This is a genomic window from Nocardia sp. JCM 38205 (assembly GCF_058222935.1).
In genome coordinates, this window is the sequence record NZ_JBYHFL010000004.1 from 575,002 (window position 1) to 598,734 (window position 23,733).

Here is a 23,733-nt window from a genome sequence, read left to right on the forward strand (position 1 = left end):
AACTCGAAACGTGCTGGATGGGTCAGGCAGACGGGCTGAGGCTGGCCGCCGCCTCCCACACGAACCCGTCCGGATCGGTGCAGGGCGCGATGTCCGCGGCGAAGGCGATGCGGTGCGAGCCGCTGCCCTCGGCCGGCACACCGGCGTCCTTGGCGGCGGCCTTGCGGCCGTAGAGCGCCAGCTTCACCGCTGACGACGGCGCCTCGAACTCGACGTACTTGCTGCCGAAGCTCTTGCCCACGCTCAGCCCCTGCTCGACGTAGAACTGTTTGGTCGCCTTGACGTTGTCGACGCCGAGCAGCACCACGAATTCGTCGATCTCCCTGGTGGCGGGCCCGGTGTCCTTCTTCGCCGAGGTCGCGATCTTCCAGATCGAACCGTCCGGTGCCTGGACGACGCCGCCGTAGCCCCAGAAGCTCTTCTTGGCGGACTTCACGATGGTCGCGCCTGCGTCGACGGCCGAGCCGATGAGGCTGTCCACCGTGCTCGGCTGCGAGACCACCAGCGACAACACGTAACCACGGAACCCGCTGGTCGGGGCCTGCGAGCTGCGCACCCGCAACTTGTCGCCGAGACCGAACGCGGCGTCGTAGAAGGCTTCGGTGGCCGCGGCGTCGGTGGCTTCGAGGATGACGGACTGGATGGCGGCGGTGCTGGTCATGATCACTCCTGTGGTCGTGGGGCCCGGCGGGCCCGGTGTGCCTGTTGCGTTGAACCGGCTGTGTGCACAGCTTCTCGCCGGAGGGGCACCCACCACATCCGTGGCGACCACGGAACCGACCACGGATCGCGCGCACGCAGCGTCTGCGTGGCTGCACGGACGTCTGCGTACCGAGCCCGTATCGGACCGCGAAGTATGATCACGCGATCACGAGCAGGATGGGAGTCATGGCGGCGACGATGGAGATCTCGGCGCGCGAAGCCGAGGTGCTCTCGCTGGTGGGGCAGCATCTGAGCAATGCCGAGATCGGTGCGCGCTTGTTCATCTCGGTGCGCACGGTGGAAAGCCATGTGTCCTCGCTGCTGCGCAAGCTGGAGGTGCCGGATCGGCGAGCGCTGGCCCAGCACGCCGCGCCGCCGGCGGCCGCCGCGCAGCCGCAGCCGGCCCCGGCCCTGCCCACGCCGCTGACCTCGTTCATCGGCCGGACCCGTGAGCGCGCCGAGCTGAGCGAGCTGATCACCGAGCACCGGCAGGTGAGCGCCGTCGGCCCCGGCGGGGTGGGTAAGACCCGGCTCGCGCTGGCCGTCGCCGCCGATGCGGCCGCCGCCTTTCCCGACGGTGTGTGGTTCGTCGATCTGGTGCCGATCACCAGCCCCGATATCTGCGTGGTCGCCGGAACGGTCGCGTTCGCGCTCGGTCTCGGCGAGCAGCCCGGCCGCGGCATGGACGAGTCGGTGCTCGCCGCGCTCGCCGACCGGCAGGCGCTGCTGATTCTCGATAATTGCGAGCACGTCCTGGACGGGGTCGCGCCGTTCATCGAGCGCCTCCTCGCGGCATGCCCCCGGATGACGGTGCTGGCGACGAGCCGCGCCCGGCTGATGGTTCCGTTCGAGCGGGTGTATCCGGTGGCGCCGATGTCGCTGGCCGGTGCGGGCGATTCGGATGCGGTGGAGCTGTTCATGGATCGGGCGGCGGCCAGCGGCTGGCCGCCGAACAACGCACTGCGCGACCAGGTTTGCGCGTTCTGCGAGCGGCTGGACGGTGTGGCACTGGCGATCGAGCTGGCCGCCGCCCGCTGGACCACCCTCGGCCTGGACGGTCTCGAAGCCGGACTCTCCGACCAGCTGCGCATGCTCTCGGGCGGCTCCCGCGCCGAGGACCGGCACCGTTCGGTGCGCGCCGCGCTGGACTGGAGCCACGACCTGCTCGACCCGGATGACCGAGTGCTGCTGCGCCGAATCTCGGTGTTCATGAAGTCGTTCGGTGTGCAGGCGGCCGCCCGGGTCGCCGGATTGGACCTCGGTGTCGCCGCCGATGGCTTGGCCCGGCTGGCCGAGCAGAGCCTGCTGGTCGTGACGGCCTCCGCGAACGGCACCGAATTTCGTGCGCTGGAAACCATCCGCCAGTACGGCATGGAACGTCTGACGCAGGCCGATGAACTGCTCGACACCCGGACCCGCCATCTGCGCTGGTGCCTGGCCGAAGCCGAGGCGCTCGAGGTGGTCGGCACCGATTGGCGCGCCCGCTTCGACCGGGTGGCCGACGATTTCCGGGCCGCCATGGCCTGGGCCGCCGACCGGGCGGACCAGCGCACCGAGGCCCGCGAGCTCGCCGAGCGGATGGCTCGACTGTGCTTCACCCGCAACCTGATCGGCGAATCCCAGATGCGCTACGAGCAGGCCGCCGCCCTCGCCGACGATCCCGCCGTGGCGGCGGCGATGCTGCGGCAGGCGGCGGGCGCGGCCGGATGCCAGCTTCGCGGCGAAGACATGGACCGCCTGCATCGCGAGGCCGCCGACGCCGCCCGCCGATCGGGCGACTCCGCGGGCGCCGCCTGTGATCTGGCCACCGCGGCGGCCGACTCTTACCGGTTCGCAGGCAAATTCGTCCGGGTGCTGCCGCCGGCGGAAGCACTGGCGCTCATCACCGAGGCGCGGGAATTGGCCGGCGACGACCCACGGGCTCAGGCAGCCGTCGCCTTGGCCGAGGCCGGGCGAACGCTCACCGACAACCTCACCGGGCAGCACCCGGAAGGCGAGGTGGTGCCGGAAACCCTCGCCCATGCCGAACGCGCCGTCGACCTCGCCCAGCGCACCGGCGATCCACTCGCCGCCTCGGCAGCACTCGACACTCTCGCCGGCGTGCAGAGCTGGGCCGGTGACACCTTCGGCGCCGCGGCCACCACCCTGCGCCGCATGACGGTCCTGGAATCCGCGCCGCGCACCCCGGCCGCCACCCACGAGCTGATCGAAGCGCTGGGCGAAGCCACCGAAGCGTGCTGGGCGCAGGCGATCTGCCCGGCGCCCGCCGCTGGGCGCGGCAGCTCGCCGATCATCCGCTGCTGGCCGAGGTCGGCCATCGTGCCACGAGCTGGTTGCTGGTGACCGACGCGCTGTCGGGCGAGGTCGAGCGGGTCCGCACCCACAGCGTCCGTTTTCTCGACTCCTGGCAGCGGGCAGGCAGCCCCGCCCGCTCCCTGCTCGGCCCCGCGATGGCCGGTGTGGCGATGGTCCACGATCTGCGCGACGACCAGAACGCGCACGCCGAATGGGCCGAGTACGCGCGCCGAGCCGACACCACGCCCGTCCGGACGCACGGCTACGGCGCCGTCTTCGACGCGCTCGCCCTGCTCCACCACGGGCAGCCCGCGCAGGCGTTGCAGCGCATGGCCGCCGGCCCGGATGAGGTGTGGCGCTGGGTCACCTGGATCTGGCTGCACTGGTACGTCGCGTTGCGCGCGGAAGCCGCCGTCCTCGCGGGCAACCCCGAGGCGAACGAGCACATCGCCGAGGCCCGAAACATCGTGGCGGGCAACCCCATTGCGGAAGCTCTCGTGGAGCGAGCCGATGCCCTGCTCGCCGGAGACCCGCAGCGGACGCTCGCCTCGGCCGCCACATTCGAGGCGGCAGGCTGCGGTTACCAGGCGGCGCGATCCCGAGTCCTGGCCGGCGGAGATCACGCCGCCGCGGGCTCCGCCGCGATCGCCGGCCTCGGACTCACCCCGATGGTCCCGGTCCGCGGGTAGGAGCGAACCCCCAGAAAATCCGGTTGATCGGCTTCCTACAGTGGAACCGTGATCCGTACCGCCGCACTCGCCCACATCCGTGACCGCCGCCTCATCCAGACGCGCTCGGTGGGGAAAGAGGTTTTCTACATGGCGGGCGGCAAGATCGATCCCGGTGAGACTCCGGTGGAGGCGCTGCACCGCGAGATCCGCGAGGAGCTCGGCGTCGGGGTGACAGATGTCAGCGAGCTGGGTGTGTTCCACGCCGAGGCCTATGGGCACGCGCCGGGCACCCCGCTGCAGATGAACTGCTTCACCGCCGATCTCACCGGCGAACCGACGCCGACCAGCGAGATCGCCGAGCTGCGTTACTTCACCGTCAGCGAGTACGCGGCCATGGATCACGTCGCACCCGGTTCGATGATGGTGTTCCGGCACCTGCACGAGCTCGGTCTCATTGATTGGTGAATGCGGTTGCCGAGCGGACACTTCCGGCACCGCGAGTTCTGGCACCGGGCACACGTGTAAAGCCCACTACCAGTTTGCTTCCCGATCTCTCGGACCTCGGGCAATCACCGTCGCCGTTGGATCTCGGCCGCACAACAAACCCGTAGCAACCGAAAAACCCGGTGCGGTGGGAAAACTCGGCCGGTAGACTGCACAGTGCGCCCGGAACGAGCGCAGCGGCGCCCCCACCCCGAGCTATCTCAGTTCACCAGGGTGAAGCGATGCGCCATCACCGAACTCATCCCGGGCGTCCAAACTTCCGCACCGCGAATCACGATCTGCGGGATCGATATACGAAGCGGATATGTCCTCGCCGTGCACCGGCCGGATCTCCGCATCCGTCTTGCGAACTCAGCCGATCAGTTCCGCAACCAGCGTCGTCTGGCGACCCCTCCACGCACAGCAGTCGGGCCCGAGACCACCCACGGTCTCGGGCCCGATGTGAAAGCTCAGAACTCAGCCGGTTTCAGCACGTCCGCCGGCATCGGCACGGCCATCGGAATCGGCGCGCTTGTCCGCGTCGTCCTCCGCCTCCGCGCGCAAGGCGATCCCCGGCTCGGTCCCCTCATCGGCGGCTTGGTCCGGCTCCGGATGTTCGGGCTCGAACTGCTCGGGCAGGTTCTTCAGATGCTTGTTCATCGAACGCACCAGCAGGAACGTGCCGACCAGCAGGATCAGCACGATGATCAGGCCGAACGGCGAGGCCTTGCCGAATTCGGGGCCGGTCGGTGTGCCCGGGGTCTGGGCGAGTAGAGCGAGCATCACCGGTGCTCATCCTCGATACCGGCGAACAGATCGTTCTCGGGCAGGGCGGTGCGCACGCGGGTCTGGGCCAGCTCGAACTCCTCGGTCGGCCACAGCCGCTGCTGGATCTCCAGCGGAATGGCGAAGAACGCGCCGTTGGGGTCGATCTGGGTGGCGTGGGCGCGCAGGGCGTCGTCACGCTGCGGGAAGTACTTCGCGCACTCCACCTGGGTGGTGACCCGCGTCATCACGTCGCCGCGCTCGACGGCGTACTTGCGCATCCGGTCCAGCCACTCGCGCATCGGGAACGGCTCACCCATGCGCTCGTACTCCTCGGCGAACACTTCCAGCCTGCGGATGCTGAACCCGTGGTCGTAGTACAGCTTGAGCGGCGTCCACGGCTCACCCGCGTCCGGGAACTTCTCCGGATCGCCCGCCGCCTCGAACGCGGCCACCGACACCTTGTGGCACATGATGTGATCCGGATGCGGATAGCCGCCGGTCTCGTCGTAGGTGGTCATGACGTGTGGCTTGAACTCGCGCACCACCCGCACCAGCGCCTCGGTGGCCTCCTCCAGCGGGACCAGCGCGAAGCAGCCCTCGGGCAGCGGCGGCAGCGGATCGCCCTCGGGCAGGCCGGAGTCGACGAAACCCAGCCAGGTCTGCTGCACACCGAGGGCGGCGGCCGCGGCCGCCATCTCCTCGCGGCGGATCTCGTCGATCCGGTCCAGCACACCGGGGGTATCCATCGCCGGATTCAGGATGCTGCCGCGTTCGCCGCCGGTCAGCGTGACGACGAGGACATCGTTGCCTTCATCGGCATACCTAGCGGTGGTCGCGGCGCCCTTACTCGATTCGTCGTCGGGGTGGGCGTGCACCGCCATGAGGCGAAGGCCACTCACTTCACGTTCACCGTCGCTCTCGCATCGCGGGTGGGTCGGGAGAATCCCGTCAGGTCTTCGTTCTCTATAGTTCCATTCCGACCGATTCTGTTCCGACCTACCCCCCGCGAGCGCCCTCACACGCCCGCAACGGGGGCCGAAGGACACCGCATGCCCCCGGACCCCAGCCGCGCCGCCGACGTCGCGGCCCGCAATGCCGACCGCTACGGCGCCCGCCCGGCGGGGCAACGCACCAGGCGCAACCTGATCGCGCTCGGCTTGGGCCTGATCGTGCTGGTGGCCGGGGTCGTGGTGGCCTACCTCGGCTGGTCGAAATACGGTCCGGACGATATCCAGGCCGAACAGCTCGGCTACACCGTCATCGACGATTCGACCGTCGAGGTGCGGATCAAAGTCACCCGCGACGACGCCACCCAGCCCGTCGTCTGCTTCGTCCGCGCGATGTCCAGGGACAATGCCGAGGTCGGCCGCCGCGAAGTGCTGATCGTGGGAGCCGACCCGAACGCCGCCGAGGACTACGGCACCATCGAGCTCACCACCCGCGTCCGGTCCTCGGAACGGCCGTCCTCGGCCAGTGTCTACGGCTGCACCGACAAGGTGCCGCAGTACCTGCGCGCGGGGTGAAATAGCGCCGTTACGGCGCGAACTGTTCAGAAAATAAACTCCGACCTGCGCATTTATGAACCATGCTAAAATGGCTTCACGCACGGTTCCGGGGCACGGAGCCGTGTTTGCTGCATTGGCGGCCGGCGCGGTTCCGGATCGGCGAGATTATCCGGGATCAGGTCTGTGAAGGTTCGAAGAACTTCCCAGGAACGCTCCAGCCGTCTGCTTGTGCATGCCCGTGTGCGGGTAGGTGCTCGCAGTATCAGGGAATCCTGGCTCGCCGGGAACAACTACTAGGGAGTGATCGAGATGACTGAGACGCAAGTGACCTGGCTGACCCCGGAGTCGCACGACAGGCTCAAGAGCGAACTCGACGCGCTCATTGCCAACCGTCCGGTCATCGCCGCCGAGATCAACGAACGCCGTGAAGAGGGCGACCTCAAGGAGAACGGCGGATACCACGCCGCGCGCGAGGAGCAGGGTCAGCAGGAAGCTCGCATCCGCCAGCTGCAGGAACTGCTGAACAACGCCAAGGTGGGCGTCGCGCCCACCAAGTCCGGCGTCGCGCTGCCGGGTTCCGTGGTCAAGGTCTACTACGACGGCGACGAATCCGACACCGAGACCTTCCTCATCGCCACCCGCGAAGAGGGCCTCAGCGACTCCAAGCTGGAGACCTACTCCCCCAACTCGCCGCTGGGTGGCGCGCTCATCGACGCGAAGGTCGGCGAGACCCGCGAATACACCCTGCCCAACGGCAACACCATGAAGGTGACGTTGATCAGCGCGGAGCCCTACCACAGCTGATCCGGCTCGCGGCCGGCGTCGCCCGGCCGGGCCCACAGACGCGAACGGCCGCATCCGATTCTTCGGGTGCGGCCGTTTCGTCATCTGCCGGGTCTCAGCTCAGCGCCTGCTCGATGTCGGCGAGCAGGTCGCTGACGTCCTCGATGCCCACCGACAGCCGCACCAGATCCGCGGGTACCTCGAGCATCGAGCCCGCGGTGGAGGCGTGGGTCATGGCCGCCGGGTGTTCGATCAGCGATTCCACACCGCCCAGCGATTCGGCCAGGGTGAAGATCTTGGTGCGTGAGCAGAAATCGCGGGCCGCGTCGGGGCCGTCGTTGAGCCGCACCGAGATCATGCCGCCGAAGCGGCGCATCTGCTTGTCGGCCACCGCGTGCCCGGGATGCTCGTTCAGGCCGGGGTAGATGACCTGGGAGATCTTCGGGTGCCGAGTCAGGAACTCGGCGAGGGTTTCGGCATTGTCGCAATGCCGGTCCATCCGCAGGGCCAGGGTCTTGGTGCCGCGCATGGTCAGGAAGGCGTCGAACGGGCCGGGGACGGCGCCCGCACCGTTCTGCAAGAACGCGAACGCGGCGTCGAGTTCGGCGTCGTCGGTGATCAGCGCGCCACCGATGACGTCGGAGTGCCCGCCCAGGTACTTGGTGGTCGAATGCACCACGATGTCGGCGCCGAGCAGCAGCGGCTGCTGCAGGTACGGCGTGGCGAAGGTGTTGTCGACCACCAGCTTGGCGCCCGCCGCGTGCGCCACGTCGGCGAGGGCCGGGATGTCACCGATGCTGAGCAGCGGGTTGGTGGGAGTCTCGATCCACACCAGCTTGGTGTTGGGGCGGATCGCGGCGCGCATCTCGTCGACGTTGAACACGTGCGCGGGCGAATGCTCGATGCCCCACTGGCTGAACACCTTGTCGATGAGCCGGAAGGTGCCGCCATAGGCGTCATCCGGGATGACGATGTGGTCGCCGGGACGCAGCGTGGCGCGCAGGGCGCAGTCGGTGGCGGCCATGCCGGAGGCGAAGGCGCGGCCGTAGCGGCCGGCTTCCAGCGCGGCGAGGTTGGCTTCCAGGGCGGTGCGGGTGGGGTTGCCGGTGCGGCCGTATTCGTAGCCGTCCCGCAGGCCGCCGACGCCGTCCTGGGCGAAGGTGGAGCTCGCGTAGATGGGCACGTTCACCGCGCCGGTCTGGGGATCGGGATCGAAACCGGCGTGCACGGCCCTGGTGGAGAATCCCAGCTCACTCATGTGCCTCAGCCTAAAGGCAGCGTTTTCCGGGCCGACGGCCGGTTCTCCCGTTGGGCGTGTCGGCGCCCGCGAGGCCCGTTTACGCTGTCCCCATGGTGACCGTCGAAGAACTGTTCGCGATCGATGCGCTGCTGTCCGATACCGAACGCGAGATCCGCGACACCGTCGCGGCGTTCGCGGCCGAACGGCTGCGCCCGCACATCGCCGACTGGTTCGAGGAGGGCACCTTCCCGGCCCGCGATATCGCGCCCGAACTGGGCAAACTCGGTCTGCTCGGTATGCACCTGGAGGGTTACGGCTGCGCGGGCATGTCGGCCACCACCTATGGCCTGGCCTGCCAGGAATTGGAGGCCGTCGATTCCGGCGTGCGCTCGATGGTGTCGGTGCAGGGTTCGCTGGCGATGACCGCGATCCACAAGTTCGGCTCCGAGGAGCAGAAGCAGCAGTGGCTGCCGGAGATGGCGGCGGGCCGCGCGCTCGGCTGTTTCGGGCTGACCGAACCCGACTTCGGCTCCAACCCCGGCGGCATGCGCACCCGCGCCCGCCGCGACGGCGACGACTGGGTGCTCAACGGTTCGAAGATGTGGATCACCAACGGCTCGGTGGCCGATGTGGCGGTGGTGTGGGCGCAGGTCGACGTCGACGGCAAGCAGGTCGTACACGGCTTCCTCGTCCCGGCGGGCACGCCCGGTTTCACCGCGCGGGAAATGCATCGCAAGCTCTCGCTGCGCGCCTCGGTGACCGCCGAACTCGATTTCGACGAGGTGCGCCTGCCCGCCGACGCCCTGCTGCCCGAGGCGCGCGGACTGTCCGCGCCGCTGGCCTGCCTGAGCGAGGCCCGGTTCGGCATCATCTTCGGCGCGCTCGGCGCGGCCCGCGACTGCCTCACCGCCACCATCGAATACGCCCGCACCCGCGAGGTTTTCGACAAACCACTGGCCGCCTACCAGCTCACCCAGGCCAAGATCGCCGATATGGCGCTGGAATTCGGTAAAGGGCAGCTGTTGGCGCTGCATCTGGGCCGGTTGAAGGATCGCGGCGAGATCGCTCCGGAACAGATCAGCGCGGGCAAACTCAACAGCACCCGCGAGGCCATCGCGATCGCCCGCGAATGCCGGACGATTCTGGGCGCCAACGGAATCACGCTGGATTACCCGGTGCTGCGGCACGCCAACAATCTCGAATCGGTGCTCACCTACGAAGGAACGGCCGAGGTTCACCAGCTGGTGCTCGGAAATGCGCTCACCGGAGCCAAAGCGTTCCGGTAGACGGCGATTCGGTAAGGCGCCGGGCCCTCCGGCGCTCTACCTCACCCAGCGGCCGGGCGCGCGCTGCGAACATTGTTACCGCTTGTCATTCGAGGGCCATCTGGATGTCACCCATCGGCCCCGGCGATCGCGCACCCTATGAGTGCACCCGAAGACGGGTCCGACGCAGCAGGAAACGGCGGGTGCGCTGACACTGAAATGCGGAGGTGCGCAATGAACTCGCTGTCGTCCGGCACTACCGTCCACACCACGGTCACCGATTACCGCCAGAGTTTCCGGGCACGTGAACGCGGCACCCTCGCCGACCCGGTCGACGCCCGCCCGCTACCCGATCAGCGCGACCTGGTCGCGGCTTTCGCCGGCCGCCGCGAGGAACATCCGCTACTGGACTGGGCACAGGAACTGGCAGATCTGCACCGCGCCCGGCAACGCAACCCGCTCGCCACGGCCGGAATCGATTGCCGCCGCCACGAACTCGTCGCCCGCATCGACAACTGGGTGCGCACCCGCATCCCCGGCCGCTACGCCACCCGGCAACTGCGCGCCGCCTCCCTCGGCGCCACCGTCGACCGCATGGCCGCCGCCCACGTCCACGCCAGCCACCTGCTGCACACCGCCGAACGCGTCTCCGACGACCGCGTGCACGCCGCGTGGTACCGCCTGGCCCTGCTGGCCGACACCTGGACCGACCTGATCACCAGCGCCCCCGACCAGACCCGGCCGCACGGGCGGTACCGGGCGGGCTCGACGCCGTAACCGGCGATCGGCGCGTCGTCACGCGTGTTTCCCGGTAACGCCGCCGCGACCCTTGCCCGGGCAAATCGGATTTCGATAAGGTCACAGCCAGCCGAGGGGGCGGAATCCGAATCCGGTCCCGTATTCGCGTGACCAGGGTCGGGAGGAGCCGGTGATGAAACTGGTGCGAGGGCGGTACCTGCTCGCTATCGGGGCTGTGGTGTTGGTTGCGGCGGGGTGCGGGGGGTCGACGGAGGGGGAAGCGCAGCCGGTGGGGTCGGCGGGGAGTACGAGTGGGGCGGGCACCAGCGCGGCCGAAGGTGGGATCGCGGCGGATGTGCCGAGCGGGTTTGATCCGTGCTCGGATATCCCGCAAGAAGTACTTGCCTCGGAGGGGCTGCGGAACCGCTCTACCGCGAACAACTCCGGTTCGAACGGCATCAAATGGCAAGGCTGCCGCTGGTCGCAGCCAGATGCGTACTCCACAACGATCAGCGTCACGAACCTCACCGTGAACATGGTCCGCGACAACAAGAATCGAACCGTCCGCGACGAGTACACGATCTCGGGCCGCGAGGCTATCGCTTCGCACGTGAGCGACGAATCAGAACCGACATCGGTGTGCACTCTCCACGTCGCGATGAAGGGTGGAAGCATCGAGTTCGGCCTGAACAACCCCGCCTCGAACCGGGAGACCGGCCACATCGACACCTGCGAGCTCGCTCGCGGCCTGGCCGAGAAAGTGGTGCCGCTGATTCCATCCGACGCATAGTCGGTCCGCACACACGAAAACATATACTGGGGGAGCTGAACGGTATGAGCGAGAACGACACGGCACCACACACGTTGGCCGGCCTGATCACAGAAGCCGCCGAGGGCAGGCTGTCCGTCCAGATGAACGGCGACATTCAGGTGAACGCGGAAGAGTTCGTCTATATCGACCGCGACTGCGATGCGTTCAAGACCCATATCCGCGACCTTCAGGAAATCGCACGAACGATCTCCGACCAGGAGGTGTGGGGGCTGGGCGAGGACAAGGACCCCCTGTCATCGGCGAGCATCCTCGTCAGTCGATTCCGCGAAAAGGCCAAGGGTTCCGACAACAGCATCCACGCGATCCTCGAAGAGCACTACAAGATCGTCGACGAAATCCAGCAACTCCATAAAGCGATCGCTCAGCGCTACATCGACACCGACGAGACGTTCGCTGCCCGCTACAACCAGCTCGTGGCCGAACTACCACCTCCGGGGCCGATTGCGCCGACACGCACCCAGCCCGGCGTCACCCCCGTGGCGAAGTAGGCCACGATGTCCAAAATCCCTACCGAGCAGCCGCGTATCAAAGACGGCGAGAATCCCGACAATCTCGATCACTCCCAGATCAATGATTCGTTCAATCCGCTGAACACGACAGAGGCTTTCGCCGCGGCCAACAAATTCACCGAGATCGAGAACAAATGGACCGATGGGGTGAGGGTTTTCGCGGCCCGCATCCAGCGGTCGAGCTCGGCGGCATGGGACGGCCCGGCCGCCGAAGCCGCCCGGACGGCCTTGTCCAACTACACGACTCGCGCCCAAGATCTCTCCCCCGCCCTGCAAGCGATGGCCGCCCGGGTCTACGGCGCAGTCGATTCGATCAACACCACCAAGCGCGAGTTGCCCGAGGTGGTCGAGAAGCGCCCGGCGTGGAACCCGACGAGTTGGCCGTATGTCGGCTCGCATTCGGCGTCCAAGCGTGACGATGCCGAAGCCACCGCGCGCACCGTGATGGGCACCCACTATGTGAAGCCGTTCGTCGACACCGACCGAGAGATTCCGGTCCTGCCCAAGCCGGACGATCCCACCCAACCACTGGTCCCGCCGGTGAAACCGCCGACCGATGACCGCGAGTGGGAAGGTGGTGGCGGCGATACCGGTGGTGGCGACGGCGCGGGCGACGGCTCCGGCGGCGGCACTGGCGGCGGCGGCACTGGCGATCAGGGCGGTTCCGAAGGGGAAACCGAGGAGACCAAAGGCACCGAGGAAACCGGCGGCGAAACCACCGAGGAGCAGCAGGATCCGACGACCATGGCGGCGAATACCACTGCCCCGTCGAGTACGCCCACGAGCACGACCTCCCGCGTGACGGACCCGTCGCTCGCCTCCACCACACCGGCGGGCGTCAATGCCGCCGGCTACTCCCCAACCGGTGTGCCGGGCGGCCGGACGGGTGGATCGGCAGGCACGGGCGGTGCGGGGCGTGCGGGCGGCGCGGGGTCCGGGGGCGGCTCCGGTTCCGGTGGCTCGGGTTCCGGCAGCGAGAAGCCCGGCGCCGGGCGCAGCATTCCGGGTGGGCCGGGCGGATCGGGTGCTGGGGCAGGTCCGGCGGCCGCGGCCAATGCTGCCAGGTCGGCGGCCACCGGTCGCGGCTTGATGGGTATGCCGATGGGCGGCATGGGTGCCGGTGCGGGCCGGGGCGGCAACTCCGATGAGGACGAGCACAAGACGCCGGAGTACCTGATCACCGCCGAGAACACCGACGAACTGCTCGGCGAGGTCCCCAAGACCGTTCCCGGCGGCGTGATCGGCGGCGATATCCCGGCGGCCGAGACCACCGCACCGCAGGAGGGGGAGGATCGGCGGTGAGCGAATGGCGATGGGACCCCGATGATTTCGCGGCCCTGTGGTACAGCGACGCGCACGACCGCTTCCCACGCCCGCTGCGGTATGTCAGCCGCTTCCGTTTCCTCGGTGAAGTCGCGGCACACCGCGAGAAGGTGCGCACGGGCTACGACGGCGACGAACTCGAACGCATCCAGCTCGCCTTCCACACGCTCGCCGAATCCGATTTCCGTATCGAAATCCTCGGCGGCACAACGAAAACCAAACGCGGCCGGGAGGGCGAGTATCGCGTTGTCGGGGCAAGTACCACCTATCAAGCGGCCACCTTGTCACAAACGGCGATCGACGGAGTCGACGGCCCCATCACCTGCCGCCTGTTCCGCCCCGAACAACTGCCGAATCGCCTGACCGCGGCCTTGCCCGCCTGCGCGCCGGGCACCCACCCCGCGGCCACCTTCCATCTCGCGGATCTCGAACAGCGCAGCGAGCAGCGCAGTTTCGCGCACCGCACGCCCCGGGAGGAGTATCAGCGGCTGGCGCTGCGACCCGCCGACGGCGGCGGCAATGCCGGACTTCTCGTCGGCCCACTGCACGCCCGCCCGGACCCCTGGTACGCCTTCCAGTGGTTCGACCTCACCGGCGACGGCCGCTACCTGGAACAGCGCAACCGCGAACAGTTGAACGTCCGCCCGGCCGCCCCGCAGATGTTCACCGAGATGTTCACCAACTGGATCGTGCGCGCCCGTAAGCGGCTACGTGAGGATGCCCAGGAACCGGTCTGGTAGCCGGCCGCCCGGCTTCGGTTGCCATAGCTACCCCGCATGACCTGCATGGGAGCCCTCCGGCCCTGGGTATTTCGGTTGAGCGAACCACCTGCGCCTGGGCTAATCTTCGCTCGTTCAGCAGACGTGCGCCGGAACGGTCCTTTCCCTGGAACGTTCGTGTGGCTGTCGTCGATGATTGACAGGAAGACTTCAGTGAAGCGCACACTTGCAGTAGGGCTGGCGTTCGTCGCGGTAGCGGCGGTGGGCTGCAGCTCGGAGGAGTCGACGACCGCGGCTTCGACGTCCGTGTCGGCTCCGGCCGCCGCCGAGGGCGGCGATGCGCAGCAGATCCGCGACCTCATCGCGCAGCAGGAGCCCGCGATGGCGACCTTCGATTTCGACCGGATGGCCGAACTCACCTGCACCAAGTACCGCGACCAGGTCAAGAACCTGCCGGACACCATGTTCCCGCCGCTCAGCTCGGCGGGAACGGCCGAGGAGTTCGCCGCCAAGCCTGCCGATCAGCTCGCCGCCGCCCTGAAGGCGGAATACCCGGCGGCCTCCGATGAGAGCATCAATAACCTGGTCGACGCGTTCATCCGCTACGACGAACCGGCCTACAAGGCCGCGAATCTGGCCATCATGCGCGAAACCACCACGGTCACTGTCGACAAAGTCGACAACATCAAGGTAACCGGGGATACCGCCACCGCCGACATCACCTCCACGTGGAAGAACGAAGGCGCGGAGTCGGAGACCAAGACCGAAACCAACGCTTACGCCAAAGAAGACGGTAAGTGGCTGGATTGCCAGCAGCCCTCGTAACGGGCATCCACAATCCGGCCGTGCCCGAGCCGGCGGTGACCGACTCGGGCAGCAGGATCACATCCGGGTCATGGTCGAGGCGTATCCCCCGCCGCCCGGGTAGACCCATTCGCCGGTGACCGTGGTGCCTTCGGCATCGAAGGTGCCACGGTAGTAGGCGGGGCTGCCTTTGGCGCCGCCCCAGATGGTGAGGGTGTCACCGTCGAGTTCGTAGACGTAGTCGAAGGTGTTGCCGACCGAGTCGTAGTACCGGGAGACCACGTCGGGGCCGGTGGGTTCGCCGAACGGGTGCAGGTTGCCGATCACCTCCAAACCGGTGACGGGTTCGCCGTACTGGGTGAGGTCGACGTGCTGGAGCAGGAAGAACCGGCCGGGCATCCATTCGTAGCGCACGGTTCCTTCGGCGCCGCCGCTGACTTTCCAGGTGCCGACGAGGCGGTCAAGGGCCTGGAGCTCGGGGGTGGGCTGCTGCTGGGTGTCGTTCATGGTCGTACTCCTTCTGTGTGGGTCGTTCGCTGGTACCTCGGTGCAGGCAGACCGTCCTCGACATCATCAGACTGTGATCTGGATCACAGGACGACCGTGTCGAGGTTCGGGCCGCGGCTCCGAGGTGGCAACGGACCCAGATCGCGGTCGCGGACCGGCTACCGTGACGAGAACCCACCACATCGGAGGACCCCGTGAAATATCTGCTGCTCGGCTACACCCCGGCCGCCGCATGGGACGCCGCGACCGCCGACACCGCCTCGGAGGAGGCGCTGGCCGCGTTCGCCACCTACCAGCAGCTGGAGAAGGAGCTGTTCGCCTCCGGCGAGCTGGTCAGTACGGAGGGCCTCGGCCACCCGGCGGTCAGCACCACGGTTCGCAAGACCGCCGATGGCGTGGTCGCCACCGACGGGCCGTTCGCGGAGTTGAAGGAGGTGCTGGCCAGCTTCGCCGTGATCGACGTGGCCGGACATGAACGGGCCGTGGAGATCACCGCCCGCATCGTCGAGGCGCTCGGTGAGCCGATCGAGATCCGCCCGATCATGGGCGAGGACTTCACCGCGTGAACCCGGAGCTCGAGGACCTGCTGCGCGCCGAAGCGCCGCAGGTCCTCGGCGCGCTGGTCCGCCGGTTCGGCCGCTTCGATATCGCCGAGGACGCCGTGCAGGAAGCGTTGCTGGCCGCAGCCGGAAAGTGGCCGGTCGAGGGCATTCCGGACGAACCGCGCAGTTGGCTCATCCGCGTCGCCTACCGGCGCATGGTGGATCTGCTGCGCTCCGATCAGGCCCGCAGGCGCCGGGAACTGGAAGCCGGCGCCGCCGAACTGGCCATGGCCGAGCCCGCCCGGGCCGCGCAGGCCGGCGGACTGGACGACAGCCTCACCTTGCTCTTGCTGTGCTGCCATCCAGCACTCGCGCACACCTCGCAGGTGGCGCTCACCTTGCGCGCGGTCGGCGGGCTGACCACGGCCGAGATCGCGCACGCCTACGGCACGACCGAGGCCACCATGGGCACCCGGATCAGCCGCGCCAAACAACAACTCGCGAAGGCCGGCGCCCGCTTCACGCTCCCCACCGGCGAGGACCGCGACAGTCGAATGGCGGCGGTTCTCCAGGTGCTGTATCTCATCTTCAACGAGGGCTACACCGCCACCGCCGGAGCCGACCTCACCCGCCTGGACCTCACCGCCGAGGCCATCCGGCTCACCAGAATGCTGCACGCCACCGTCCCCGCCGACGCGGAGGTGACGGGCCTGCTCGCACTGATGCTGCTCACCGAATCCCGCCGCGCGGCCCGCACCGAGGCCGGCGAACTGATACCCCTCGATCAGCAGGATCCCGCACAGTGGAATCGCGAAATGATCGCGGAGGGAACAGCTCTCATCGACAGCGTGTGGAACCGAGCCCCGGCCGGCCCTTACCAGATCCAGGCCGCGATCGCCGCGGTGCACGCCGCGGCCGAACCGGGCCGCACCGACTGGGCCCAGATCGCGATGCTGTACCTGTGGCTCGAGCGCCTCACCCCGACGCCGCCGGTCCAGCTCGCCCGCGTGGTGGCCGTCGCCCACGCGCACGGACCGGCCAGGGGCCTGGCCTTGCTCGACGACCTCAACCAGCGCCACCACCTCGACAGCAACCCGCTCACCCGGCAGCGTGAACACGCCGTCCGAGCCCACCTCTTACAGCAGGTCGGCGAGAACGCCGCCGCCACCGAATACTTCCGCCGCGCCGCCGAACTCACCGATAACCAGGTCGAAAAGCGCTACCTACACAGCAAGGCCGATCACCTCGACTGACTACCACCCCGGCGACCTCCGATCGACTCAACTCACTGCCGTGGCCACACCATCTGCCGCGCGATTCGAGCCGGTCGGGCCGGACGACGCCTCCGGATCGAGCGGTCGGCAGTATGCCCGAGGCCGTCGGCGCAACTGGCCGCCGCCAGACCGGGCGCTGGGAGGGGATGCCGTCTCACAGCAGGTAGAGACGTTCGGTCGGTAGCCGGGGCAGGCCGCGCGGGTCGGTGGGCAGTCGGCGTATGCGACTCCAAGAACCCCACCGGCCCCGCTCTCGTCCTCAACCCCACCGACTGGGACCACTTCACCACGGCCATCCAGCACAAGAGGTTTCCCCCTCTCGCGTAGATCGAGTTGCGGCTTCGCACAGGATTCGGGCACGTCGCACAAGGTGTGAGCTATCGAAATCGCCATAACCTGTGCGCAGTTCGCGCACACCGGTAGGGGCGGCAGGTCGAGGGCCCCGCGATTTTCCACGGGCGGCAAGGTGTGGATCGTCGGCATACCATCGGCCGGTCAGTGCGCGGTAGCTATGGAGAGCAGGTGGAATGGTTCCCGAGTGGTGCGAATTCTTCACGGCCGATGAGTACGCGAAGTTCGCCGAGTATGTCGATTCGGCGCTCGGCAGTTTCGGCGCCGAAGGGCAGGACGTCGACAACGGCTGGGTCAGCGTGGCCTCGGGCGAACCGGATCCGGAGCTGTACGAACTCGACCTCACCGAACTGGCCGGAGAGTGCCGAGCGAACCCGATCGAGGACTGGCCGGTTCTGTGCTTCAGTGCGGTCGACCGATTCGTCGTGTGCGCGCCGCAGCGGGAATGGCTCACCCAAGCCACTTTCGCCGAAGTCGAAGATCTGCTGGAACCGTGGCTCGCCGACGCGCCGGAGCTGACCTTCGAAGCCCCACCGGATCATCCGGACCAGCCCTTCTCGACCCGACTCGACGATGGCCGGTATCTGCACTTCGTCGCCACCGTCCCAGAGTTGGGCGACATCCCGGAGATCCCGGCCTTCGTCCCGAACTCCGCCATCGGCTCCTGGAACGTGCCCGTCGACGATCTGGTGCGCTGGGCCGCGACGCGCGCCTGAGCCGGACCGACCGGCGAGCGGCAGCTCGGCTGCCGCCATTCCCCTACGGCGGCAACCACGCTCGCCGCTCCATCGCCGCTGCCGGGGCCGATGCGGTCGGGGCAGGCCGGGGCAACAGCCTTGGTCCCGCACTGTGACTCCACCCCACCTGCCGCCCAGCTGTGAGATACATTACTTGTTGATCAACCGTCCAATTCTGCGCTTTTCTCGATCACCGCAGGTAGCGCACAAACCGGCATCGCGGCACCGCCGGCCCGCATTAATTTGAATGATTGATTTTCACAAAATCCCTGGTAGTGCGGTCTTTCCAAACCTGGGACTAAAGGTTGTGTGCGCCGTAAACTCCGACGCCGTCCGGCAATACGCCGGTCTCGCGTGAGTTTGAGTAAGGGATTCCAGGAATGAAGTTCGGCCGTTTCGCCGTCACCACCGTCCTCGCCGTCGCCGCTCTCGGTATCTCCGCGGGCACCGTGCACGCAGAACCAGCGAAGGCCTCCGAGGAACTAAGGGCGGAGGGGGCCGAACACGGGATCGAGTACACGACCACCACCGACCGCTCCGGCCGCACCATCACCACCAAGGTCGAAGACGGCACGTTCGAGCTGGTCGAGGGCGTGGAGGACAAGGCCGACCGGGCTGTTCTGAAGTCGGACAGCGGCGAAGTGGTCGCCGAGATCCCGCTCGCCTACGAGATCGCCGGCGCGCGGATGAGCGTGGCGCACGAGATCGCCGACCACGGCCGTGAACTCACCCTCACCACCAAGCCGTCGGCCAAGGAAATCGGCGAGATGCGCGAGATCAGCTCGATGTCGCGGCTGGTGGCCGAACTGGAGAAGAACGTCGTCGGCGTCGTCGCCGGTGCGGTGATCGGCGGCCTCATCGGCGCCGTCATCGGCATGGGCTTCTTCACCCTGCTCACCGGCCCGATCGGTGCGGTCGTCGGCGCGCTCGCCGGCGGCGCCATCATGGGCGGTCAGCCGTTCGTCGATGCCATCATGGCCGTCCTCAGCGGCCAGCCGTGACCGAGCCGATGACCGAGCCGATCCCCGCCCAGCAGGGCACACCGGCCGAGCAGGGCACGCCGGCGCCGAACCGTACTCGGCGCCGCCTGACCAACAGCGCACTCATCGTCGCGATCGGCGCCTTCGTGACGGCGGGCATCTTGATCGTCGGTGTCTCGGTGCTGGCGTCGTCGTTCGAATCCACGGTGGCCGAGGCGAAGCAAGAGGTCAGCGCCACCGCGACGACGACGGCATCGCCCACCCCGAAGACCCCGCTGAAACAACCCGGCCTGGCGCCGGTCCCGCCGCCGACCACGACGACCCCGCAGACCTCGGCCTCCCCCGTCGCGGACAACAAGACCGCCAAGGAAGCCGTGGCAGTCCAGGTGAACGTCGGCGACTGCGTCGTGCTCGACCCGGACCCGAAGAAGGTCGGCAAAACCGCCTGCGGCAGCGCCGATTCCACCTACAAGGTCGTCGACAAGGGCACCGAGGCCAGCACCTGCCCCTCCGACGCGGACCGTTCCCACTCCGTCGACAAGACCACACTCTGCCTCGACATCGACTGGACCGTCGGATCCTGCATGACGTTGAAGCCCTCCCCCACCCGCATCCCCTGCACGTCGCCCGACGGCGTGAAAGTGGTTGCGGTCCAACAGAACACCACCAACGTCGACACCTGCCCCGACGCCGACCGCGGCTTCGTCTACTCCGAACGCAAGTTCGTCATCTGCTTCGCGGATCTGTAGGGCTCCGATCACCAGCAGCGCCGAGCCAGCCCCGGCCGGCATGACCCCGGGCCACTGATGGCGACCGCGAATCCGGCGCCGACCTGCCCGGCGGGTAGCGGCCGGGCCGGACGGCGGCGCCCGATCGGGGAAACCGGTCAGGTGGGTACCGGCTCATCCATCGGCTCGCGGAGCCCGCGATCGGCGGACGCGACCAGCCCTGGCCGGCCTGCTGGTGATCGGCACTGTCGCGCTGCCCTCGCGCGGAGACGACGCCACTATGAACGCCACAGTCCCCCTGCCTGCGCTGATTGTTAGCATGACGAGGTGTTTTTGCTCGGCCCCGTATTGCTCGAACAGTCGGCGCGTCGCAGTATCAAACGCCTGCACACGATGTACGGGGCCCCGGCGCTCGCGGCAGCGGCACAGCTGCCCGCGCTCTCGGCGGCGCTCGATCAGCATGCGGCCGCGGTACGCGACATCCTCCAGTTCGGCGTAGACCCGCACCACGGAACCTCGCCCGTGGTGCTGCTGACCGCCTATGCGCGCGGACTCCTCGACGAGGTGCGTGCGAGCGCACCCGTGCCGCTCGGCCACGAGGACACCGTGCCGGGCCCGCCCGTCGTCCCGGTCGACCATGCCGACTGGTCGGAGGCGGACTGGATGGTGCTGCGGCTGGCGGCGGTGTGCGTGTGCGCCGCCCCGCACCTGGCCTGACCCTCACCGGCATAACAGAAGAATCCCCCACCGATTCGGGACCGGTGGGGGACTCGTGCGCGATGGCTCGCTACCGCATGCGGCGGCCCTCGCCGTAATCGCCGTACCCGCCGCGCGGCTCCTGCGGCCACTGCCGGCCCGGGTCGGTGGCCTGCTCCCACTGCTGACGACCCGGCTGGTTACCCCACTCCGCCTGGCCCTGGGTTCCGGGCTGGTTGGTCCACTCCTGGGAGCCGCCGCCCGCGGGCTGGTTCGCCCACTGCGGCTGCTGCGCCGCCTCGGCCGGACGGCCCGCGCCCTGCTGCTGCCGGGCCGCGTCTTCCCGGCCACGCTGGTAGGCCTCGGCGCGCCCCTTGGCCGCGGGGATCTCGTCCTCCAGGTTGCTCAACCAGCCTTCCCAGCGCTGCTGCATGGGCCGCACCAGACCGCCGCCGACACCGACGACCATGATGCCGCCGATCGTGGCGAGCACCGTGATCAGGATGGGCGTGGTCACCGAGGTCGCCACCCCGATCTGGTTCAGCGCGGCGATGATGCCGACGCCCCAGATGAAGATCGCGGCCAGCCGCCCGAGCATGGAGCCGAAGCTGAGGCCAGACAGCACATTGGTGACGATGTCGCGCACCGCCCGCGCGATGGCCGCGGCGACGACAACGATCAGGATCGCGACGGCCGCCTTGGGCAGCCAGGCGACGATGCCGTTGAGCATGTCACTGACCGGATTCGGCCCGAACACGCCGAAGCCGAGTTGAAGCGCGATCAGCAGAATCGCGTAGTACGCGAGCTTCGCCAGCAGATCGGACGCGTCGTATTTACTGCGCGCCAGCATCTGATTGATACCCCCGCGCTCGACGAGCCGATCGAAGCCCACCCGCTCGAGCACCTTGTTCACGATGGTCGCGACAGTCTTCGCGATCAGCCAACCGATCAGCAGGATGATCAGGAAGCCGACGAGCTTGGGCACGAACGTCGCGACCGAGCTCCAGGCATCGGATAGGCCCTGCTGAAAGTCGATGGCCAAACTTGTAGTTTGCACAACCTTTCCCTTCGCTCGCCGATGCGCCGTGGCGGCTGCCGCGGCCCGTCCATCGCGGAATTACCCAACGAGAAATCGACGAACCGCCAATTTGCCAAAAATTTGCGCTCGAGCGGCGAACGAAGGGTTCGGCAGCGTTACTTTCCGATGGCGCCGGTGCTCAGGAAGCCGAGCAGATCGTGGCGGGTGATCACGCCGACCGGTTTGCCATCCTCCACCACCATCAGCGCATCCGAATCCGACAGCGCTTTGGTGGCCGCCGAAATCGGCTCACCGGAACCGATCAGCGGGAACGACGGCGACATGTGCTGAGCCACCGAATCGGTGAGATGCGCTCGACCCTCGAAGACGGCCGAGAGCAGATCGCGTTCGGAGACGCTGCCCGCCACCTCACCCGCCATGACGGGCGGTTCTGCACCGACGACGGGCATCTGGGAGACGCCGTACTCGCGCAGGATCTCGATGGCGTCGCGCAGGGTTTCCGACGGATGGGTGTGCACCAGGTCGGGCAGTGCGCCGGACTTGCCGCGCAGCACGTCGCCGACCAGCGGTTCGGCCGTGGTGCCGTCGAGGCGGGTGCGCAGGAAGCCGTAGGAGCTCATCCACTCGTCGTTGAAGATCTTGGACATGTAGCCGCGGCCGCCGTCGGGCAGTAGCACCACGACCAGCGCGTCGGGATCGCGGCGCGCCACCTCGATGGCGGCGACCACGGCCATACCGCAGGAACCACCCACCAGCAGGCCTTCCTCGCGGGCGAGGCGGCGGGTCATATCGAAGGAGTCGGCGTCGGAGACGGCGATGATCTCGTCCGGCACGCTCGGGTCGTAGGCCGAGGGCCAGAAATCCTCGCCGACGCCTTCCACCAGATACGGCCGGCCGGTGCCGCCGGAGTACACCGAGCCTTCCGGATCGGCGCCGATGATCTGCACCTTCCCGCCGGAGACCTCCTTGAGGTAGCGGCCGGTGCCGGTGATGGTGCCGCCGGTGCCGACACCGGCGACGAAGTGGGTGACCTTGCCTTCGGTGTCGCGCCAGATCTCCGGACCGGTGGTCTCGTAGTGGCTGTCGGGGCCACCGGGGTTGGAGTACTGGTCCGGCTTCCACGCACCGTCGATCTCGCGGACCAGTCGGTCGGAGACGCTGTAGTAGCTGTCCGGGTGGTCCGGCGGGACGGCGGTCGGGCAGACCACCACCTCGGCGCCGTAGGCACGCAGCACGTTGCGCTTGTCCTCGCTGACCTTGTCCGGGCAGACGAACACGCACTTGTAGCCGCGCTGCTGCGCGACCAGCGCCAGACCCACACCGGTGTTACCCGAGGTCGGCTCGACAATCGTGCCACCGGGGCGTAGCTGCCCGGATGCTTCGGCGGCGTCGATCATCTTGACCGCGATCCGGTCCTTGGAGCTGCCGCCCGGGTTCAAGTATTCGATCTTGGCGGCCACCACGCCGGCGTTCGGCCCGACGACCGAGTTCAGCCGGACCAGCGGGGTGTTGCCGATGAGGTCCACGACATGATCCGCGATGCGCATGACTCCATCGTTGCAGAACCGTTGCCGGTAGGTGCGGGCCGGTAGCGCACACCACACCGGCCACACCGGGCCGCGGCGCGCTCTCCTGCGGAAAGTGCCTCCGCCGCCTAATATCTGCGGCCATGAGGCTGCCGAACACTGCCCGGGTCGCCGCGGTGCTGGCCGGATCGACGGTCGCGCTGGTCGTCGCCTCCGGTGCGCCCGCTGCCGCGACCACCACCGTCGCGTTCCCGGATGTCCCCACCATGGCCTATGGCGGATTGTGCTGGACCAGCATCCACACCTGGGCCGATACCAGCCCCGACTGGCCGGGCCGCGCCGTCGTCAACGTGCGCGCCGCGCCGGTCGCGGGCATCGGCCCCGGCCAGTACCCGCTGGCGCCGCTGTGCGAGGTGCGCACCACCGTGGCCTGGCGCAACACCACCACCGGCGCCACCGGCACCTATGAGAACAACGTCGTGACGGGCATCTACGGCAGCATCCAGTACTCGCTGTTCCAGGACACCGGGCCCGGGCAGATCGAGGTCACCGTGAGCACCAACCACGCCAGCATTCCGGCGCGCGGCTCATTCCACGTCCCGGGCTGATCTGATTCGGGGCGGCGCGCTGGCCGAGGCCGCGCCGCCCCACTCCCCGCCTCGCCCCACATCGCCGTGTCCGGCGGCATGCAACGCTGCTCCCAGCCGCCGGCCGAC

The 23,733-nt window shown here is 68.2% G+C and carries 27 protein-coding genes; 20 read left to right on the forward strand and 7 right to left on the reverse strand.

The window, feature by feature from the left end; genetic code table 11:
* Positions 1-22 precede the first annotated feature (22 nt).
* Positions 23-661 (reverse strand): VOC family protein, encoded by a 639-nt coding sequence (locus AC4HOU_RS18220; RefSeq protein WP_195019995.1) that lies wholly within the window; start codon positions 659-661, stop codon positions 23-25.
* Positions 662-888: 227 nt separating this feature from the next.
* On the opposite strand from AC4HOU_RS18220, the gene AC4HOU_RS18225 reads away from it, so the two are divergent.
* From AC4HOU_RS18225 to AC4HOU_RS18235, 3 genes are read left to right on the forward strand one after another with little or no spacing between them, the layout of a single operon-like run.
* A complete protein-coding gene (locus AC4HOU_RS18225; RefSeq protein WP_490724810.1) occupies positions 889-3,045 on the forward strand; it encodes an ATP-binding protein in 2,157 nt (718 codons plus the stop codon).
* Positions 2,937-3,686, forward strand: a complete 750-nt coding sequence (locus AC4HOU_RS18230; protein WP_490724811.1) for a hypothetical protein — start codon at positions 2,937-2,939, stop codon at positions 3,684-3,686. Before AC4HOU_RS18225 ends, AC4HOU_RS18230 begins: the two co-directional genes overlap by 109 nt.
* A gap of 48 nt (positions 3,687-3,734) precedes the next feature.
* Positions 3,735-4,133, forward strand: a complete 399-nt coding sequence (locus AC4HOU_RS18235) for an NUDIX hydrolase (RefSeq protein WP_163817831.1) — start codon at positions 3,735-3,737, stop codon at positions 4,131-4,133.
* Between the two features lie 495 nt (positions 4,134-4,628).
* Here the strand turns inward: AC4HOU_RS18235 and AC4HOU_RS18240 are convergent, their stop codons facing one another.
* Together AC4HOU_RS18240 and mca are read right to left on the reverse strand one after the other, a co-directional pair.
* Positions 4,629-4,934 carry a hypothetical protein gene (locus AC4HOU_RS18240; RefSeq protein WP_178128455.1) on the reverse strand — a complete coding sequence of 102 codons (306 nt, stop codon included), beginning with the start codon at positions 4,932-4,934 and terminating at the stop codon, positions 4,629-4,631.
* Entirely contained in the window at positions 4,934-5,818 is an 885-nt protein-coding gene (gene mca, locus AC4HOU_RS18245; RefSeq protein WP_280212768.1) for a mycothiol conjugate amidase Mca, read from the reverse strand. Before mca ends, AC4HOU_RS18240 begins: the two co-directional genes overlap by 1 nt.
* Before the next feature lie 150 nt (positions 5,819-5,968).
* Here mca and AC4HOU_RS18250 point away from each other — a divergent pair, with 150 nt between their 5' ends.
* Positions 5,969-6,442 (forward strand): DUF4307 domain-containing protein, encoded by a 474-nt coding sequence (locus tag AC4HOU_RS18250; RefSeq protein ID WP_163817836.1) that lies wholly within the window; start codon positions 5,969-5,971, stop codon positions 6,440-6,442.
* Positions 6,443-6,733: 291 nt separating this feature from the next.
* Positions 6,734-7,228, forward strand: a complete 495-nt coding sequence (gene greA / locus AC4HOU_RS18255) for a transcription elongation factor GreA (RefSeq protein ID WP_036539687.1) — start codon at positions 6,734-6,736, stop codon at positions 7,226-7,228.
* 94 nt (positions 7,229-7,322) lie between these two features.
* Here greA and AC4HOU_RS18260 read toward each other — a convergent pair whose 3' ends face one another.
* Positions 7,323-8,465: a cystathionine gamma-synthase gene (locus tag AC4HOU_RS18260; RefSeq protein WP_195006789.1), complete on the reverse strand. Its 1,143-nt coding sequence runs from the start codon at positions 8,463-8,465 to the stop codon at positions 7,323-7,325.
* A gap of 92 nt (positions 8,466-8,557) precedes the next feature.
* On the opposite strand from AC4HOU_RS18260, the gene AC4HOU_RS18265 reads away from it, so the two are divergent.
* The 7 genes from AC4HOU_RS18265 to AC4HOU_RS18295 all read left to right on the forward strand — a co-directional run bounded on the left by AC4HOU_RS18265 (position 8,558) and on the right by AC4HOU_RS18295 (position 14,658).
* Complete coding sequence (locus AC4HOU_RS18265) at positions 8,558-9,733, forward strand: acyl-CoA dehydrogenase family protein (protein WP_163817840.1); 1,176 nt, start codon at positions 8,558-8,560, stop codon at positions 9,731-9,733.
* A gap of 213 nt (positions 9,734-9,946) precedes the next feature.
* The gene (locus AC4HOU_RS18270) at positions 9,947-10,489 is read left to right on the forward strand and encodes a DUF4254 domain-containing protein (protein ID WP_163817842.1); all 543 of its coding nucleotides are present in this window, start codon (positions 9,947-9,949) and stop codon (positions 10,487-10,489) included.
* A gap of 154 nt (positions 10,490-10,643) precedes the next feature.
* Positions 10,644-11,240, forward strand: coding sequence for a DUF3558 domain-containing protein (locus tag AC4HOU_RS18275; RefSeq protein WP_195019997.1), 597 nt, complete (start codon positions 10,644-10,646; stop codon positions 11,238-11,240).
* 44 nt (positions 11,241-11,284) lie between these two features.
* Positions 11,285-11,770, forward strand: a complete 486-nt coding sequence (locus tag AC4HOU_RS18280) for a hypothetical protein (RefSeq protein ID WP_195019998.1) — start codon at positions 11,285-11,287, stop codon at positions 11,768-11,770.
* A gap of 6 nt (positions 11,771-11,776) precedes the next feature.
* Positions 11,777-13,093, forward strand: coding sequence for a hypothetical protein (locus tag AC4HOU_RS18285; protein ID WP_195019999.1), 1,317 nt, complete (start codon positions 11,777-11,779; stop codon positions 13,091-13,093).
* Positions 13,090-13,854, forward strand: a complete 765-nt coding sequence (locus tag AC4HOU_RS18290) for an ESX secretion-associated protein EspG (RefSeq protein WP_195020000.1) — start codon at positions 13,090-13,092, stop codon at positions 13,852-13,854. The genes AC4HOU_RS18285 and AC4HOU_RS18290 overlap by 4 nt, the downstream gene beginning before the upstream one ends.
* A 156-nt stretch (positions 13,855-14,010) precedes the next feature.
* The gene (locus AC4HOU_RS18295) at positions 14,011-14,658 is read left to right on the forward strand and encodes a hypothetical protein (RefSeq protein WP_163811490.1); all 648 of its coding nucleotides are present in this window, start codon (positions 14,011-14,013) and stop codon (positions 14,656-14,658) included.
* A gap of 57 nt (positions 14,659-14,715) precedes the next feature.
* Here AC4HOU_RS18295 and AC4HOU_RS18300 read toward each other — a convergent pair whose 3' ends face one another.
* On the reverse strand, positions 14,716-15,144 hold the full coding sequence (locus tag AC4HOU_RS18300; RefSeq protein WP_163811488.1) for a DUF1579 domain-containing protein: 429 nt from the start codon (positions 15,142-15,144) through the stop codon (positions 14,716-14,718).
* 194 nt (positions 15,145-15,338) lie between these two features.
* On the opposite strand from AC4HOU_RS18300, the gene AC4HOU_RS18305 reads away from it, so the two are divergent.
* The 7 genes from AC4HOU_RS18305 to AC4HOU_RS18335 all read left to right on the forward strand — a co-directional run bounded on the left by AC4HOU_RS18305 (position 15,339) and on the right by AC4HOU_RS18335 (position 20,473).
* Positions 15,339-15,710 (forward strand): YciI family protein, encoded by a 372-nt coding sequence (locus AC4HOU_RS18305; RefSeq protein WP_163811486.1) that lies wholly within the window; start codon positions 15,339-15,341, stop codon positions 15,708-15,710.
* Complete coding sequence (locus AC4HOU_RS18310; RefSeq protein WP_490724812.1) at positions 15,707-16,939, forward strand: RNA polymerase sigma factor; 1,233 nt, start codon at positions 15,707-15,709, stop codon at positions 16,937-16,939. Before AC4HOU_RS18305 ends, AC4HOU_RS18310 begins: the two co-directional genes overlap by 4 nt.
* A 135-nt stretch (positions 16,940-17,074) precedes the next feature.
* Positions 17,075-17,287 carry a DUF397 domain-containing protein gene (locus AC4HOU_RS18315; protein WP_195020848.1) on the forward strand — a complete coding sequence of 71 codons (213 nt, stop codon included), beginning with the start codon at positions 17,075-17,077 and terminating at the stop codon, positions 17,285-17,287.
* A gap of 200 nt (positions 17,288-17,487) precedes the next feature.
* Complete coding sequence (locus AC4HOU_RS18320; RefSeq protein WP_163811482.1) at positions 17,488-18,027, forward strand: hypothetical protein; 540 nt, start codon at positions 17,488-17,490, stop codon at positions 18,025-18,027.
* 401 nt (positions 18,028-18,428) lie between these two features.
* Complete coding sequence (locus AC4HOU_RS18325) at positions 18,429-19,049, forward strand: DUF8020 domain-containing protein (protein WP_163811479.1); 621 nt, start codon at positions 18,429-18,431, stop codon at positions 19,047-19,049.
* An 8-nt stretch (positions 19,050-19,057) separates the two neighbouring features.
* Complete coding sequence (locus AC4HOU_RS18330; protein ID WP_228815147.1) at positions 19,058-19,777, forward strand: LppU/SCO3897 family protein; 720 nt, start codon at positions 19,058-19,060, stop codon at positions 19,775-19,777.
* Between the two features lie 306 nt (positions 19,778-20,083).
* On the forward strand, positions 20,084-20,473 hold the full coding sequence (locus AC4HOU_RS18335; protein WP_195020003.1) for a DUF6401 family natural product biosynthesis protein: 390 nt from the start codon (positions 20,084-20,086) through the stop codon (positions 20,471-20,473).
* A 70-nt stretch (positions 20,474-20,543) separates the two neighbouring features.
* On the opposite strand, the gene AC4HOU_RS18340 is transcribed toward AC4HOU_RS18335, so the two are convergent.
* Positions 20,544-21,494 (reverse strand): mechanosensitive ion channel family protein, encoded by a 951-nt coding sequence (locus tag AC4HOU_RS18340; RefSeq protein WP_228815148.1) that lies wholly within the window; start codon positions 21,492-21,494, stop codon positions 20,544-20,546.
* A gap of 152 nt (positions 21,495-21,646) precedes the next feature.
* A complete protein-coding gene (locus AC4HOU_RS18345) occupies positions 21,647-23,038 on the reverse strand; it encodes a cystathionine beta-synthase (protein ID WP_163811470.1) in 1,392 nt (463 codons plus the stop codon).
* 122 nt (positions 23,039-23,160) lie between these two features.
* Here AC4HOU_RS18345 and AC4HOU_RS18350 point away from each other — a divergent pair, with 122 nt between their 5' ends.
* The gene (locus AC4HOU_RS18350) at positions 23,161-23,625 is read left to right on the forward strand and encodes a hypothetical protein (RefSeq protein ID WP_163811468.1); all 465 of its coding nucleotides are present in this window, start codon (positions 23,161-23,163) and stop codon (positions 23,623-23,625) included.
* The last annotated feature ends 108 nt before the right edge of the window (positions 23,626-23,733 follow it).

What these genes read in the sequence shown, in the direction of transcription:
- AC4HOU_RS18325 (WP_163811479.1), top strand. Translation starts at nt 18,429, where the DNA reads ATGAAGTTCGGCCGTTTCGCCGTCACCACCGTCCTCGCCGTCGCCGCT.
- AC4HOU_RS18320 (WP_163811482.1), top strand. Translation starts at nt 17,488, where the DNA reads ATGGTTCCCGAGTGGTGCGAATTCTTCACGGCCGATGAGTACGCGAAG.
- AC4HOU_RS18270 (WP_163817842.1), top strand. Translation starts at nt 9,947, where the DNA reads ATGAACTCGCTGTCGTCCGGCACTACCGTCCACACCACGGTCACCGAT.
- greA (WP_036539687.1), top strand. Translation starts at nt 6,734, where the DNA reads ATGACTGAGACGCAAGTGACCTGGCTGACCCCGGAGTCGCACGACAGG.
- AC4HOU_RS18345 (WP_163811470.1), bottom strand. Translation starts at nt 23,038, where the DNA reads ATGCGCATCGCGGATCATGTCGTGGACCTCATCGGCAACACCCCGCTG.
- AC4HOU_RS18225 (WP_490724810.1), top strand. Translation starts at nt 889, where the DNA reads ATGGCGGCGACGATGGAGATCTCGGCGCGCGAAGCCGAGGTGCTCTCG.
- AC4HOU_RS18350 (WP_163811468.1), top strand. Translation starts at nt 23,161, where the DNA reads ATGAGGCTGCCGAACACTGCCCGGGTCGCCGCGGTGCTGGCCGGATCG.
- AC4HOU_RS18300 (WP_163811488.1), bottom strand. Translation starts at nt 15,144, where the DNA reads ATGAACGACACCCAGCAGCAGCCCACCCCCGAGCTCCAGGCCCTTGAC.
- AC4HOU_RS18275 (WP_195019997.1), top strand. Translation starts at nt 10,644, where the DNA reads ATGAAACTGGTGCGAGGGCGGTACCTGCTCGCTATCGGGGCTGTGGTG.
- AC4HOU_RS18285 (WP_195019999.1), top strand. Translation starts at nt 11,777, where the DNA reads ATGTCCAAAATCCCTACCGAGCAGCCGCGTATCAAAGACGGCGAGAAT.
- AC4HOU_RS18280 (WP_195019998.1), top strand. Translation starts at nt 11,285, where the DNA reads ATGAGCGAGAACGACACGGCACCACACACGTTGGCCGGCCTGATCACA.
- AC4HOU_RS18250 (WP_163817836.1), top strand. Translation starts at nt 5,969, where the DNA reads ATGCCCCCGGACCCCAGCCGCGCCGCCGACGTCGCGGCCCGCAATGCC.
- AC4HOU_RS18220 (WP_195019995.1), bottom strand. Translation starts at nt 661, where the DNA reads ATGACCAGCACCGCCGCCATCCAGTCCGTCATCCTCGAAGCCACCGAC.
- AC4HOU_RS18265 (WP_163817840.1), top strand. Translation starts at nt 8,558, where the DNA reads ATGGTGACCGTCGAAGAACTGTTCGCGATCGATGCGCTGCTGTCCGAT.
- AC4HOU_RS18240 (WP_178128455.1), bottom strand. Translation starts at nt 4,934, where the DNA reads ATGCTCGCTCTACTCGCCCAGACCCCGGGCACACCGACCGGCCCCGAA.
- AC4HOU_RS18260 (WP_195006789.1), bottom strand. Translation starts at nt 8,465, where the DNA reads ATGAGTGAGCTGGGATTCTCCACCAGGGCCGTGCACGCCGGTTTCGAT.
- AC4HOU_RS18330 (WP_228815147.1), top strand. Translation starts at nt 19,058, where the DNA reads ATGACCGAGCCGATCCCCGCCCAGCAGGGCACACCGGCCGAGCAGGGC.